At 62.9% G+C, this 14,052-nt stretch carries 15 protein-coding genes; 7 read left to right on the forward strand and 8 right to left on the reverse strand.

All coding sequences use genetic code 11. The features are described 5' to 3' along the window. Positions 1 to 30 precede the first annotated feature (30 nt). On the forward strand, positions 31 to 417 hold the full coding sequence (locus V9L18_RS07300; RefSeq protein WP_337346518.1) for a hypothetical protein: 387 nt from the start codon (positions 31 to 33) through the stop codon (positions 415 to 417). A 53-nt stretch (positions 418 to 470) separates the two neighbouring features. On the opposite strand, the gene V9L18_RS07305 is transcribed toward V9L18_RS07300, so the two are convergent. Together V9L18_RS07305 and V9L18_RS07310 are read right to left on the reverse strand one after the other, a co-directional pair. Continuing rightward, the gene (locus V9L18_RS07305) at positions 471 to 2,144 is read right to left on the reverse strand and encodes a thiamine pyrophosphate-binding protein (RefSeq protein ID WP_337346519.1); all 1,674 of its coding nucleotides are present in this window, start codon (positions 2,142 to 2,144) and stop codon (positions 471 to 473) included. 120 nt (positions 2,145 to 2,264) lie between these two features. Then, on the reverse strand, positions 2,265 to 2,768 hold the full coding sequence (locus V9L18_RS07310) for an Lrp/AsnC family transcriptional regulator (protein WP_337346520.1): 504 nt from the start codon (positions 2,766 to 2,768) through the stop codon (positions 2,265 to 2,267). A gap of 93 nt (positions 2,769 to 2,861) precedes the next feature. Between V9L18_RS07310 and hisC the strand changes: the two genes are divergently transcribed. Both hisC and V9L18_RS07320 read left to right on the forward strand, forming a co-directional pair. After that, on the forward strand, positions 2,862 to 3,971 hold the full coding sequence (gene hisC, locus V9L18_RS07315) for a histidinol-phosphate transaminase (RefSeq protein WP_337346521.1): 1,110 nt from the start codon (positions 2,862 to 2,864) through the stop codon (positions 3,969 to 3,971). A gap of 43 nt (positions 3,972 to 4,014) precedes the next feature. Then, entirely contained in the window at positions 4,015 to 5,427 is a 1,413-nt protein-coding gene (locus tag V9L18_RS07320; protein ID WP_337346522.1) for an amino acid permease, read from the forward strand. 105 nt (positions 5,428 to 5,532) lie between these two features. On the opposite strand, the gene V9L18_RS07325 is transcribed toward V9L18_RS07320, so the two are convergent. From V9L18_RS07325 to V9L18_RS07340, 4 genes are all read right to left on the reverse strand, one after another. Continuing rightward, positions 5,533 to 6,159 (reverse strand): 4Fe-4S single cluster domain-containing protein, encoded by a 627-nt coding sequence (locus tag V9L18_RS07325; protein WP_337346523.1) that lies wholly within the window; start codon positions 6,157 to 6,159, stop codon positions 5,533 to 5,535. Next, on the reverse strand, positions 6,156 to 6,950 hold the full coding sequence (locus tag V9L18_RS07330) for a ComEA family DNA-binding protein (protein WP_337346524.1): 795 nt from the start codon (positions 6,948 to 6,950) through the stop codon (positions 6,156 to 6,158). Before V9L18_RS07330 ends, V9L18_RS07325 begins: the two co-directional genes overlap by 4 nt. A 220-nt stretch (positions 6,951 to 7,170) precedes the next feature. Then, entirely contained in the window at positions 7,171 to 7,599 is a 429-nt protein-coding gene (locus tag V9L18_RS07335; RefSeq protein ID WP_337346525.1) for a hypothetical protein, read from the reverse strand. A 3-nt stretch (positions 7,600 to 7,602) separates the two neighbouring features. After that, entirely contained in the window at positions 7,603 to 9,243 is a 1,641-nt protein-coding gene (locus V9L18_RS07340) for an AAA family ATPase (RefSeq protein WP_337346526.1), read from the reverse strand. A gap of 367 nt (positions 9,244 to 9,610) precedes the next feature. On the opposite strand from V9L18_RS07340, the gene V9L18_RS07345 reads away from it, so the two are divergent. Next, positions 9,611 to 9,940 carry a DUF4234 domain-containing protein gene (locus tag V9L18_RS07345; RefSeq protein WP_337346527.1) on the forward strand — a complete coding sequence of 110 codons (330 nt, stop codon included), beginning with the start codon at positions 9,611 to 9,613 and terminating at the stop codon, positions 9,938 to 9,940. A 2-nt stretch (positions 9,941 to 9,942) separates the two neighbouring features. Beyond that, entirely contained in the window at positions 9,943 to 10,599 is a 657-nt protein-coding gene (locus V9L18_RS07350) for a hypothetical protein (RefSeq protein WP_337346528.1), read from the forward strand. Between the two features lie 322 nt (positions 10,600 to 10,921). Here V9L18_RS07350 and V9L18_RS07355 read toward each other — a convergent pair whose 3' ends face one another. Next, a complete protein-coding gene (locus V9L18_RS07355) occupies positions 10,922 to 11,644 on the reverse strand; it encodes a hypothetical protein (protein WP_337346529.1) in 723 nt (240 codons plus the stop codon). A gap of 103 nt (positions 11,645 to 11,747) precedes the next feature. Then, the gene (locus tag V9L18_RS07360) at positions 11,748 to 12,515 is read right to left on the reverse strand and encodes a FadR/GntR family transcriptional regulator (protein ID WP_337346530.1); all 768 of its coding nucleotides are present in this window, start codon (positions 12,513 to 12,515) and stop codon (positions 11,748 to 11,750) included. Positions 12,516 to 12,611: 96 nt separating this feature from the next. Here V9L18_RS07360 and V9L18_RS07365 point away from each other — a divergent pair, with 96 nt between their 5' ends. Next, entirely contained in the window at positions 12,612 to 13,490 is an 879-nt protein-coding gene (locus V9L18_RS07365) for a carbon-nitrogen hydrolase family protein (protein ID WP_337346531.1), read from the forward strand. 9 nt (positions 13,491 to 13,499) lie between these two features. After that, positions 13,500 to 14,052 (forward strand): APC family permease (locus V9L18_RS07370; RefSeq protein ID WP_337346532.1); only part of this gene is annotated, 553 nt, incomplete at its 3' end.

Genomic DNA, 14,052 nt, shown 5'->3' on the forward strand with positions numbered 1-14,052 from the left:
GGTGCGGATTAGCTAGTTCAGGAGGCCATCATGTACGAGCCGTTTGTCTACTTGGGCACCTACACCGTCCGCGAGGGGCATCTCGATGAAGCACTCGCGTCCTGCCGCGAGGTGGCCAGCCTCGTGGAGAGCCGTGAGCCAAAGATGCTCGTGTTCCAGTTCTTCGCGGATGAGCAGGGCCGGCAGATCACAGTCCTTCAGGTCCACGCCGACGCCGAATCCATGGCCAACCACATGGGTGTGGTCAGCGAACACCTGGCACGGTCCGGATCGTGGATCGAATCGTTCAGCAACACGACGGTCCTGGGTCAGCCTCCGGCGGTCCTATCGCAGTGGTATCAGGAGGCGGGCGAAGAGCTGACAGCGTTCCCGCGGCACATTGCGGGGGTAATCCGGGTCGGGTCGCCTGTTGGGTGAGCGGTCCAGCGGGGGCTTACGACGGCGGCGGGCTGGGCAGCTCTTGAAGGTTGCTACCCCGCCACCGCCGCCTTCGCCTCCTGCTTGGCCTGCATCCATTCGCTCATCCACGGGGCCCGGACGCTTGAGGTGATGCGGCAGTCGGCCACGAACGTTCCTTTGGCGCCGGCGTCGATCCAGTCCGTGAGCGCGGAAAGGTCCGCCAGTGAGCGGATGATGGCCGACTCGGCACCGAGCGCGCGGGCGATGCCGCTGAAGTCCACCTCGGGGATCAGCATGGGCTTTTCGGTCAGGCCCTGGGAGCCGTACTGGTGGATTTCGGCCCCGTAGGCGGCATCGTTGTAGATCACCACGACGGCACTGCTCGCCGCACCAATCAGCGATTCGAGGTCGGACAGGCCCATCAGGAAACCGCCGTCGCCGGAGGCCAGCACCAGCGTGCGGCCGTCCTCCAGAGCGCGGGCCGCTCCGACGGCGCTCGCAAGGCCCAGGCCGATGGACTGGAAGGCCGTCCCCACCATGACCAGGTCCTGCGGCCGCGGGATGTTCCAGTACATGGGTGCCCAGCCGATGAAGTGCCCGCCGTCCTGGACCACCGTACGGCGCTCCGGCAGCACGGCATCCAGCGCGGTGGCGAGGGCGCGCGGGTCCAGCCGTCCGTCCGGCGTCTCGGCGGAGCCGGGGTGGTGGGTCGGTCCTTCGGCCAGCCGCCGGCGGGCTTCCGCCCGCCATGCTTCTGCACGGCTGGCATCCGGCGCGGCCGGGCCATCCAGCATCCTCAGGATGCGTCCCGCTGCGGACTTCACGTCCGCGCTGACGAACGTATCCACCCGGGGGTGCGTCGGCTGCAGTGCGGTGTCGATCTGGATGACGGTGCTGTCCGGGCCGAGCAGGTGCCCGAACCGCATAGTGAACTGGCTCAGGCTTGCCCCGGCCACGAGGACCACATCGGCCTCGCCCATGAGCCCGGCCGCGGTGTCCGTGCCGAAGCCGCCCGCGACGCCGAGGTATCCCTCGCCCTGGAGGAGGTTGAGCGCCAGGGCGGTTCCGGCAGTCAGCGCACCCAGGCGGTCGGCGAGTTCCCGGAGCTCCAGGCCGGCTCCGGCGAGATGCGCACCGCGGCCAGCCAGGATCAGCGGCCGCTTCGCCCCGGAGAGCAGGCGGGCTACCTGCCCAAGGCCGCCGTCGACGTCGTCCGTCACCTGAGCTGCCAACGGCGCCGGAAGTTCCTCATCCGCAGCCTCGAGTGCCGCGAGGTCGTAGGGAATGGCAATGACGACGGCGGTCCGCTTGGTGAGTGCGTACTCCACTGCCTGCTGGGTGATGGAGCCCGCGGCTTCGCGGGTGACGGTGAAGGTTGCCGCGCCGAGGCCTGCTGCGATGGCCGCCTGGTCCACGTCCTGGGGCCGGGCGCCACTGGTGGGGGCGTCCCCGGTGACCAGCACCACGGGGATCTGCGCCTGGACTGCCTCGGCGAGGGCGGTGAGGGCATTGGTGTAGCCGGGGCCGTAGGTAGTGGTGCCTGCTGCGAGACGTCCCGACGCCCGGTAGTAGGAGTCGGCCGCGGCGATGGCGGCGCCTTCGTGGCGGACGGGGGAGAAGCGGAGGCCCAGCTTTTCCGCAGCGTCGAGGAAATACACGTTGCCGTTGCCCATGACGCCGAAGACGTCGCTGAGATAGCTGCTGAGAACCTGCGCCACGCGGCCGGAGACGGTAAGTGAAGTCATGCAGGAATCTTGTGGGCTGGTTCACAGATAGGCAAGAGGCGTGAATTTGATTGGGATAATTGGCAGTAGGGTGCGGGTAAGTGTGCAAATATGCCCAGCTATGGTGTGCGTCACCCGCGCCTAGTTCGTAGGGCGAGATTCCTGCTCTGACAGCCGGCTCAGGAGGCCGTCGTAGCGGGGCGGCATGAGTTCCAGTACGGATATGGCCGTGCTGGTCCGTTGGATGCCCTCGATTTCGAGGATCTGGTTGGTGATGCGGTAGAGATCGGCCGTACCGCGTGCCACCACCTTGGCCATGAGGTCCGCGTCGCCGGTGGTGGCGTGCACCTCGATGACTTCCGGAATTGCGGCGAGCCCGTCCTCCACCGCGCCTGTCCGCGTCTGGCTGATGGACAGGGAGAGGAAGGCCATCAGGTCATAGCCAAGCGCGGCGGGATCGAGCCTCCGGCTGAAGGAGCGGAGGGCGCCGCTGCGCTCGAGCCGGGCCAGCCGGGCGTGGACAGTGTTCCGGGCGACGCCGAGCGTCCGCGAGAGTGCCAGGGCGCTGGCTTCGGGATCCTTGTCGAGGGCCAAGATGATCCTGCCATCGAGGGAATCCAGGGTGCGAGAGTTCTGGATGGTCATATTTTCACCACAGTCAGTAGAAGTTGAGCAGAAGTCCCAATGGGTTGAGGGTATCTTGCATTGTGCGCCGGATCACATCCATGATCGGTCCTCATGACCCGTGATCAACTCCTGACCGCAGCGGAAACCGCGCTCCCCACCCTTCGCTGCGCGGTGGCCGGCCTCCCGCCCTATGTCCCGGGACGGCGCAGCGCCGGCACGGACATCGCAGCCCTCGCCAGCAACGAAAGCCACTACGAGCCACTCCCCGCTGCCGCCGCTGCGGTGGCCGCTGCGGCCGGTACCATGAACCGCTACCCGGACAGTGCCGCCGTCGAACTCCGTGAACGGCTTGCCCACCACCTTGGCGTCACGGCCGGAGAGATAGCGGTGGGGCCCGGCAGCGTGGGCGTCCTGCAGCAGATCATCACCGGCCTGTGCGACGCCGGGGATGAGGTGATCTTCGCGTGGCGCTCCTTCGAGGCCTACCCCATCTTGGTGGAACTGGCAGGCGCCCGGCCGGTCCGCGTTCCGCTGGACAGTGCTGAGGGCCACGACCTCGATGCCATGGCCGCGGCCGTCACTGCCCGCACCAAGGTGATCCTGCTCTGCACCCCCAACAATCCGACGGGAGTGCCGATCAGCCATGAACGCATCGAGACCTTCCTGCGCTCCGTCCGCTCCGACATCCTCGTGGTGATCGACGAGGCCTACGTGGAATACTCCGAGGCGGGCAGCGGCCCTGACTCCCTGGGGCTCTACCGCCGGTACCCGAACGTCTGCATCCTGCGCACCTTCTCGAAGGCGTACGGGCTCGCCGGCCTGCGCGTGGGATACGCCGTGGCGGCGCCGGGCATCGCTGAGGGACTGCGCCGGACCGCCCTTCCCTTCTCCGTGAGCGCGCTGGCCCAGAAGGCGGCCATCGCGTCGCTGGACGCGGGGGAGGAGATGGAAGCGCGGGTATCCGCCGTCAGGCAGGAGCGCACCCGGATGGCCGCGCAGCTGGAAGCCCAGGGCTGGAAACTGCAGCCGTGCCAAGGCAACTTCCTGTGGATCCGTGCAGACGAGGACCTCCGGGCGAGACTGGTGGACGCGTTCGACCTCGCTGGCATCCTGGTCCGGGCGTACCAGGGCGACGGCGTGCGGATCACCGTTGCCGATCCTGCCTCCAACGACCGTGTGCTCCGGATTCTGAAAGACCATGCTCCCTCGATAATCGACTGACCTGAAACCCCAACCCGTTCCACCTACAACCAGAGGAATCCCCATGGAACAACAGACAAAGACGTCTGGCCGCGCCCTCGGCGCAGCACTCAAACCCCGCCAACTCACCATGATGGGGCTCGGTAGCGCCATCGGCGCGGGCCTGTTCATCGGCTCCGGCGCCGGCATACAGGCGGCCGGCCCAGCCGTGCTGATCTCGTACCTTGTAGCCGGCACGCTCATCATCCTGGTGATGTGGGCGCTCGGCGAGATGGCAGCCGCCAATCCGGACAGCGGCGCCTTCTCCGTCTATACCGCCAAGGCCTACGGGCCGGTGGCCGGCGCCACCGTGGGCTGGCTCTGGTGGCTGCAGCTCGTGGTGGTCATCGCGGCCGAGGCGCTCGGGGCGGCGGGCCTGCTGGCCACGATCTTCCCGGCCCTGCCCGTGTGGCTGATGGCCTTTGTGTTCATCGTGGTGCTCACCGCTGTGAACCTCACCAGCGTGAAGAACTTCGGCGAGTTCGAGTTCTGGTTCGCCCTGCTCAAGGTGGCAGCGATCGTCGGGTTCCTCCTGGTGGGCGCGGCCCTGCTCTTCGGCTGGCTGCCGGGCGTCCAGTCGCCGGGGCTGGCCAACTTCATGGGCGACGGCTTTGCCCCGAGCGGTTTTGCCGGTATTGCCACGGCATTGTTCGTGGTGGCTTTCGCGTTCGGCGGCACGGAGATCGTGTCCGTGGCTGCAGCCGAGACCGCAGAGCCGGCCCGCAGTGTGAAGAAGGCAGTCCGCACAGTGCTGTGGCGCATCCTGGTCTTCTACATCGGCGCGATCTTCATTATCGCTGCCGTGGTTCCCGTGGGTTCGGCCGGGCTGAAGAGCCCGTTCGCCGCCGTGTTGGAGGCCGCCGGCATGCCCGGTGCAGCCACCGCCATCACCCTGGTAGCCGTGGCAGCACTGCTCTCCGCCCTCAACGCCAACCTCTACGGCGCCTCCCGGATGGCGTACTCCCTCGCCGAGCGGGGCGACGCGCCACGCCTGCTTGCCTCGGTGTCCAAGGCACGTGTCCCGGTTGTCGCGGTCCTGGCCAGCGTCGCTTTCGGCGTTGTGACGGTCGTGCTGGAGTTGGCCTTCCCCGAGATGGTCCTGGGCGTTCTGCTCAACATCGTGGGCTCGACCTGCCTGCTGGTGTGGACGTCCGCGCTCCTGGCCCAGCTCGCGCTGCGCCTCCGCGCCGACCGCGACGGAACGGAGCTTCCCCTGCGGATGCCCGGCTTCCCGTGGCTCACGGTGTTTGGTCTGGTCATCCTCGCCGCGATTTTCACCGTGGGCTTCATCGGCGAGGATTCCCGCCCCCAGCTCCTGAGCACTTTCGCGTTGGTGGCGGTTTTGGCGGTGGCGAATTGGTTGAACCACCGGAAGCGCGAGGTTCCGGCCGCCGTTGGATCTCCGGACGAGGCCAAGCAGTCGGTTCTGATGGACTGAAGCAGGCGCTGCTAACCCTTTCACAGGTTTACGCACACGAAAGGCGCGTCCGGTCTAGCCGGGCGCGCCTTTTGCCATGCCGCTGTGTGTTTTCGTTTCGTCCCGCTACATAGCAGGACCTCTCCGCGCCTTCCTGCCCGTTCCGGTAGCTTCTGCCAAGTTCTGCAGGTTTTCCGTGTTCAGGAAGCCAGCAACCTCGACTGAACCATCAGGCAGGACACGAATATCTACACGATTGGCGGCAATTTCGGGGCGATAGGACCTGTACCTATGGGAGAGGTGGATAAACCGTTGGTTAGTGGAACCGACCAATGCTCGGTCTGTTTCCTGGTTCCACGCCTGGTACGGGCCATCGACGAGCAGATCAATCCCGGCAAGGAACCTCAGAGTGTCTTCGTCCCTGCCCCGGAGTGTCTCGTACTCGTAACCCGAGAAAGCGATAACACCGAGCCCCTGTTCCTGCGCCTCCCTGGCCAGCTTCGCTCCGGCGGATGGCTGGTCAAACGGTTCACCTCCGATGAGCGTGAGACCCTCGACTTCGCCGGCTAAGGCACCCGACACGATGTCGCTGACCGTCATGTCGCTTCCGCCGCTAGAGCTAAAGAGGTGCGGGTTGATGCAGCCCGTGCAGCGAATGCTGCAGCCCTGAAACCAAATGGCGCTGCGCAGGCCGGGGCCTTCAGCTGTTGTCCCGTGAAGAATCCGCGCGACGCGCAGTACGTCCGCGGTCAAAGATCGAGTCTGCGGGCTGCTTGATTTGGGCTGCGTCGGGTTGGCAGCGGCTGCGCAGGGGCGGCCGCACTGCTCCCGTTGCCGAAGACGAGCTTCTGCCGGTGAGGAATCAGTAGATGCGGTTGCACCTGAGCCTTGGACATGAGTTGCTCGAAGGAGGTGAACTGTCCTTGGCTTTGACGTGCCTCCACAATTCGCCCGGCAGCGGCGTGATCGATGCCGAGGGCGGCAACCAAATCCTGGGACGATGCTGAGTTCACATCAATGGTGGAAGTTGTGGCACTTGGAATAGTTTGGGCCGGTCGGGCGGGCTCTACAGGCGGTGCCGGAGATGGAGTAACTACTGACCCGAACGCGGACGTCGCGGCGTTTGGGTCGTAGCCCACGGCAGGGGCGGCGTTGACGGGGGCCGCGGCAGTGGCCGCCTGGGCGTACCACTTGGTGTCGCTGGCGTGTGCTTTCCAAACCAGCCATTTCCGGTTCATCATGAAAGTTGCCACGAGTCCACCGATGAACGTGACGAACCAGATCCATCCCCAGATAGTGCTCGCCGTGGAGCGAATGGGCGCTTCCTTGGTGCCGGCGTCATACGTTCCGGTCGCCACCATGAGCCCGACTCCAAGGACGAGGAACCCTACGCCCATCTGGATCCAAAGCTTGTTCTTCGCTTTCACCCCGCGGACGAGGAATCCCACCCCCGTCAGGAAGCCGAAGGAGAGGATGCTCCACAGGACTCCGGCGCTGTTCCGCAGCCGCCATGTTCGCGAACACAATTTTTCTTCGGGCGTCATCGTCCTTTGTCTCCTTCGTGCTGTAGTTGGTGTGTTGTGGTTTCTTGGATGGTGGCGGACTGGAAGTACGCAGGCGTCAGGCGGGAATCCGCGATGACTGCATCGGGCAGGAGGGCTTGGATAGCAGCCAGTTCATCCGCACACGCGGGCCCGGGGCCGCTGGCTTCCGCAGTAATGGATCCTGAGGCTGAAACCGTAATAGTTATGGTCTTCTTCTGCATCATGTGGCCTGTTCGAATACGAGTTGAACTTCCCCATTTGCTGCGGTCTGCGAGATCAGGGTCATCCCCATTTCCGCGGCCCGGGCGTGCAAGGAAGCGATCGTTCGTTGTTGCAGCAAGGCGCCCACGCTCATGTCCAAGGCGGCCAGCATGTTGTCAGTGACGTCATCGTCGGCACGATCGACCCGTCCTAGGAACACTTCACCGATCCGCTGAAAAGTGATCCGGCCGTAAGGGCTTTCGCCGGTAATGCGCCCTTCTGCGACGCTGAGGCCGGTGGCGCCCATGGCAAGGAGCGCGTCGTGTAGCAGTTGCTGGTCCCTGATCCTAGTGGTTTTGCACTTCTCGCACAGGCCAGTGCTGCGCGCTTCACGGATAGCGGCAATGGCGGCAATCCCAAGGGGGATGAGGAGAACTTCGAGACTCATCGCCTAGTCCCCGAAGTCGATTTGCCGACCACCACGCCAAGAGTTTACGTCTGCCGGCGCTGCTGACCCGCTGGTGGAGTAATCGCCCCTGGAACTCGTCGACGTTGCTGCTACGGCACGCTGTGAAGCCCAATCTCGGACTCCCTTGATCTGCTCGGCCTGGGTGACCGACAAGGGGACAGTGTTGGTGATAGCCCGGCGGAGGTCTTTTTCGTTTAGCCGCCGGCGCTCGGAATAAGCCTCGAAGCAGGCACTAACGGCCGCTTCGGCAATTTCTGCACCTGAGAACCCTTCCGTTAGTTCCGCTAGGAAGCCAAGCGAAGCGTCGTTGATCTCAAAATCGCCGGTGGCTTCAGATCCTGGGACTAGCCTCTTTTTGAGCTGGATCCGCCAGATGTGAAGCCGTTCGTCCCTGGTTGGGAGGTCGACGAAGAAGATCTCGTCGAAGCGGCCCTTGCGGAGAAATTCCGGAGGAAGTGAGTCGATTTTATTCGCGGTGGCGATGACGAAGACCGGGTTTTTCTTCTCCTGCATCCATGTAAGGAAAGTCCCGAAGACCCGCTGGCTGGTGCCCGAGTCGCCACTGCCGCTTGAACCGAAGCCTTTCTCGATTTCATCAATCCACAAGATGGAGGGGGAGACGGCCTCGGCCAGCCTTAGTGCCCCTCGCATATTTTGCTCGCTGGATCCTACGAGGCCAGAGAAGACACGTCCGACGTCAAGGCGCAGTAGGGGCAGACCCCAGAGGGTAGCCATGCATGTTGCGGTAAGGCTCTTCCCACAGCCGGGGATGCCCGTGATGAGAACACCCTTCGGCGCCGGGATAGACCAGCGCTGAGCGTCAGGCAGCCAAGAGCCGTTCCTCTTTTCCAGCCATTTCTTCAGGTTTTCCAGGCCTCCAACGTCGTTCATCGTCCCTTCCGGGGTGATGAATTCAAGCAGTCCTGACTTCCTGATTGTTTGGCGCTTTTCATCAAGGACCAGAGCGATGTCCGAGGCGTCCAACCGACGGTCCGAGGCGATGGCGCGGGCGAAGGCGTTCTCTGCCTCGCCAAGGGTGAGGCCTTGTGCTGCTTGGATAAGCCTCTGGCGCTCGTCTGAGCTCAGGTCGACAATGATGGACGCTGCATTCGCGCTGACTATCTCATCCAGGACACCTTCAATTTCACCTGCTGTAGGCAAAGGAAGGTCAACAACAGTGACTTCCTTTTCCAGGTCAGGCGGAAGCATCATGCCGGGAGAAACGATGATAAGGGTGTGCGGGACCTCTCCTGTGCGAAACGCAGTCGCTGCGTCCTGCACTGCGCGCACCATGGTGGGCTCGGCTGGACGGCCCTGCGATCCTAGGAAGTGGTGCAGATCAAAGAAGACGAAGATGGTCGGCTCTTGCGTCTTTATCGCTTCTGCTAGGGCAGCGTCGGGAGCGGTGGGCTTGCCCGTCATCTGACCGGGGGCGTGCAGTCCCCTCGAAACGGTGTAAGTAACGACCCGCCGCTGACGACGTATGTCTGGGCTGACTGCGACGGCTTCCGCTGCAGCGACCACCCTGTCACCTTCGTGAGTCTCGACGAGAAGGATCGGGTGCCTAGCCCGGATCAACTCCACAAGGGTGGCCCCGAACTTCAGCGGCGTCTTCGATTTCATATATGCCCCCACGTAACTTCTGTCACAACTGGAGGAAGCATATCCCACCAACTTCCGACCCGGTGGAACTGGAAAAGGCGGCTGACACAACGACAAGTACGAAATTCATGCGACGACGTCGCGAGTTGAATGCGAACTTCTCCAGACTTCGTGGGTGAGGAGCAGACGGAGCGGTTCATAGCCGCTTAAGGAAAAAGTCGCTGCGGCTCGTGAATATGACGCTTCCCGCAGGATCACCTCAAGATTGACTCAGGTTCGCCGTCGGCCATGACGGTCCTCGGATACGGTCATCCCGGGGGAAATCTACGACGCTGTGTTGCGCCAAAGGATTAACTCCGAAGTTCCAGTAAACGTACCTAGGAGAATTATGAAATATCGCAGCATCGCAGCGCCGCTACTTTTGCCTCTCGTCACTTTCGGCATCTACTCCCTGGTTTGGAGTGTCAAGACGAAAAACGAAATGAATAAGTACGGCACGGGGATACCCACCGCTTGGTTGCTGATCGTGCCTATTGCCAACATCGTTTGGCTATGGAAGTACTCCGTGGGTGTCGAGGTTTTCACGCGTCGAGGCATGGGGCGCCATGCGGCTTTTTGGCTGATGCTACTTCTCGGGACCATCGGCTCAGCCATTGTTCAGCACGAGTTCAACCGCAAAGTTGCACCAGCCCCGGTGAAGGTCTCAGTTTCTGCCTGATCATGGATGCTCTTGTTGCCGCGTTCGTGCGCGATGTTAGGAAGATCCCAAAGGACCGGTACGAGGTGTACCAAAATGGTTGGGAAGGCCAATTGGGGATGGCGTTACTGGATGCCGTTTACTCCAAGCAAACGCTATATAGGACGAAGCGAGGCAAGGGCTTACTCCCGCGGTTGCTGGCCTTCCATGACAAACATGAGCCGGCACGTTCGGACCTGCGCGAGTTGCTCAAACTGCCGGAAACTGAGCTAAAAGACATTCTGGGCAATGGGGTGACCAATGGAAGAACTAAGGCGTCAGCCGCACTGGAAGCGGCAAAAAAGCTTGTCTCTTGTTCGGTGTATACGCACGAGCAGTACGATCACTCAGATTCTTCCCACCGACGCGCTTACCTTGGCGTTCACGGATTAGGCCCCGTCACCCATAACTACTTTGGCATGTTGCTCGGCTATCCCGACACGAAGCCGGACACGTGGATTATCCGCGCGGTTCAGCGGGTTGCAGATGCTGAGAACCTGGGAACTGTAGTCAACTCAAAGCTGGCAAGGACTGTAGTCACCGAAACTCATGTCATTACGAAACTAGGAAAGACCGTTACCCATATGGACCACGCCATTTGGCTGACTGAACGCGATCGAAGATCGTTAGATCAAGAGTGACGCACCGTAAGGAAGCCAAACCTGCAAGTGATGGAGGTTTCGCTGGATACGGCGCAGCGGGCGCGGGGGTTGTTCCCAATGTCTTGGCAGCGGCGGCTATTCTCAACGGCGGGCATGCTCAGCAGGCCGGGAAGCTTCTGATGAAGAAAACATACGGGACCATGACTAGTTAAGGCCTTGCGGCTGTCGCCACGTTTCATCCTGGGAGCCAAACGCTGCAAACATGCGACCGCCGGGAGAGCGGCAGAGGCGGATCGCGAACGTCGGATTCGGGCTATTGACGAGGTCGTCGCCATCTTGAATGGCTCACTGCGGCGATCAGTCATCGGTTCCAGAGCTGATGCTTATATTCGTTGATCAGTTGAGCTTCCAGCTGAAGGGCCTGAGCCCTGGTCTGGACGGTCTGCCAGCGAACTTCCAGTCCTGCATGGTCAATTGCGGAGCGTGCTGCCGCTTTTGCCCTCATGGGAGTGCCTGCAAGTGCTTCCTCCAGCCGTGCTTGGATCCATTTTGGATCTTCCAGGGCCCTGTCAAAGGCATGTTCTCCCAAACCGGAGCCGGCTCCCTTGCCACTTGCGTAGATTGCCAGCCGGCCACGGAGCCCATTGCCCTTTCTTTCCCCTGCCATGCCTATGTAAACAGGGCCACGGTGAGGTTCCGCTGCAATCCGGAACATGTAAACACCCGGGAAGCGGGGAGCCATTTTAAGGGCTTCACTGAAGGGAATCCATTCGGACCACGTGCCATGAGACGGGTTGGCAACTGCACCGGCGAAGGCAGACTGGGGACTAGCCTTTTCGACTGCAGGCAGATGGGGTGATGTCAGTCGGTCGCGTGAAAGAGCCGAGAGATTAGGAATAGGCAGTCCGCGTTGAATTGCGAGTTGCTCGACGTAGCTTGCCTTGAGGAACCAATTGCCTCCATGTTGGGGAGGAATCTGTCGAGCACCCGCAGGGCGTTCGTCACGCAGCCTTTGCCGTAGCGTCTTTGCGCTCATCCCGAGAATGGCGGCAGCTTCTTCAGCGCTGACTGAATAGTCGTCCACGTGGACATCCTGCCCTACAGCGTGAGCTCTGCAATACAAGGCGCGGCGTAGCGTAGCGAATTAGCAATCCGAGCCGAGGCGTTTGGGGCCATAACCTACTCATTCAGCCATGCTTGCTTACTTCAGCTCCGCCCTGCGCCAGTCCCATAAACATCGTCCGGTGCAGGATGTCCACGTGCTTTCGGGCTACCTCCACGGCGTCCTGAACGTCCCCTGCGCGGAGGGCTGCCACTAGAGCGATGTGGTCCTGGTTGGACGTGTACAGCTTCTCGATGGGGTAGGGGATGAAGTAGTCGTAGAGCTCGGTGAGCGTCTCGTGATAAACCTCGACGGCGGAGTCCAGACATGATGCAGTGCCCACCAGTTGATGGAACTGCTCGTCCATACGGTGGTAGTAGGACCAGTCGGTCGCCTCGGCCATCTCACGGGTCAGCCGCTCCAACTCATCCAACTGCTCGGCTGTGGCGTTGACTGCCGCGTAGTGCGTCACTGCGCATTCAAACAGAAGCCTCCGGTCCACCAGCCGGTTCACGGCCTGGGACTCGGCCGGTGACGCCGACAGTGACGCCAAAACATCCGTAGGCGGCGCATCCGCCACAAACGTTCCGCCGGCCCGGCCGCGCCGGCGCACCACCACGCCCTGCTCAGCCAGGCTCGCCAGCGCACGGCGGGCGGTAATCGGGCTGACCGAAAGGCCAAGGGCCACGTCCTCCTGGTCCGGCAGCCGCTCGCCCGGCTTCAAGAGCCCGAGCGAAATCGCCATCCCGATCCGCATCCGCACGGCGTCCATCGCGCTGCGGCGCTCCATTCCGGGCATCCTGCCGGCGCCGAGGCGCGGGGGGTCAACGGTGTCCTCCAACTGACGGGTCATAACCGCTACTTTACGGCCCACACCAGCCCCCTTCCCTTTATTAGATCATTCTGATCTAATATAACCCGGATCACACCCCAACGCGGAGAAAAACCTATGCAACGCATCCTTCCCCTCATCGCCGCCCAAGCCCGGCCGCGGCTCATCGGCGAGCCCGTCTCGGCCTTCGCCGACGAGGTCAAAGAAGCCCTCGAAGCCCAGCCGCACAGCAAGCTGGTGGTCTTCCCCGAGCTTCACCTCTTCGGCGACGAAAACCCGGACCTGCAGCGCACCGACATGCTCCAGGCCTCCGCCGAGCCCCTGGACGGCCAGCGGGTCAAAGAGCTCAAACAGCTCGCGAAAGACCTCAACATCTGGCTGGTCCCCGGCAGCGTCTGCGAACGCGGCCCCGAAGGCCAGCTGTTCAACACCCAGCTGGTCCTGTCCCCGGACGGGGAGCTGGCCGGCTACTACCGCAAGATCTTCCCGTGGCGCCCGTTCGAGCCCTACGACCCCGGAGACAGGTTCACCACCGTGGACCTGCCGGGCATCGGCAGAGTGGGCCTGAACATCTGCTACGACGCCTGGTACCCGGAGGTGTCCCGCCAGCTCGCCTGGATGGGAGCCGAGGTGATCCTCAACGTGGTCAAAACCACCACCCCGGACCGCAAACAGGAACTGATCCTCGCAAAGGCCAACGCCATCGTGAACCAGGTGTTCATGGTCAGCGTCAACTGCGCCGGCCCCACCGGCATAGGCCAAAGCATCATTGTGGACCCGGAGGGCAACACCCTCGCCGAGGCACCGGACGACCAACCGCAGCTGCTCACCGCGGAACTGGACCTGGCCGCCGTCGAGCGCGTCCGCACGCACGGCACGGAGAACCTCAACCGTCCCTGGTCGCAGTTCCGCGAGGGGGAGCCCGCCGTCGAACTTCCCGTCTACCAAGGCCGCATCAACCCGGCCACCTGGACACCGCCGTCCTACAAGCCCTAAGGAAACACCGTGACAACAACCCTCACCCGCACGCTGAAGCTGCCCTCGCTGGTCCTGTTCGGGCTCGCGTATTTGACCCCGATCATCGTCCTGGGGATCTTCGGCATCATCGCCGAAACCACCGGCGGCGCGGCACCCGCCGCGTATCTTGTGGCGCTCGTGGCCATGCTGTTCACGGCGCACAGCTACGGCCGGATGGCCATCGCCTACCCCGTGGCCGGCTCCGCCTACACCTACGTCCGCCGCTCCATCGATTCCCGCGTCGGGTTCCTGGTGGGCTGGGCTGTGCTGCTCGACTACCTCTTCCTGCCCATGGTCATCTGGCTCATCGGCGGCTCCTACCTGAGTGCCCAGTTCCCCGGCATCCCTATCGGCGTCTGGATTGTGGGTTTCATCGTCATCACCACGCTGCTGAACATCCTGGGCATCAAGGTGGCGGACAAGGCCAACTACGTGCTGATGGCGTTCCAGCTGCTGGTCCTGGTGTTCTTCGTGGCGCTGGCCATCGGCAGCGTGGTGTCCGCCAACGGCGCCGGGGGACTGGCCAGCGGGCAGCCGTTCT

The sequence above is a fragment of the Pseudarthrobacter sp. CCNWLW217 genome, from assembly GCF_037203985.1.
Classification (GTDB): Bacteria; Actinomycetota; Actinomycetes; order Actinomycetales; family Micrococcaceae; genus Arthrobacter.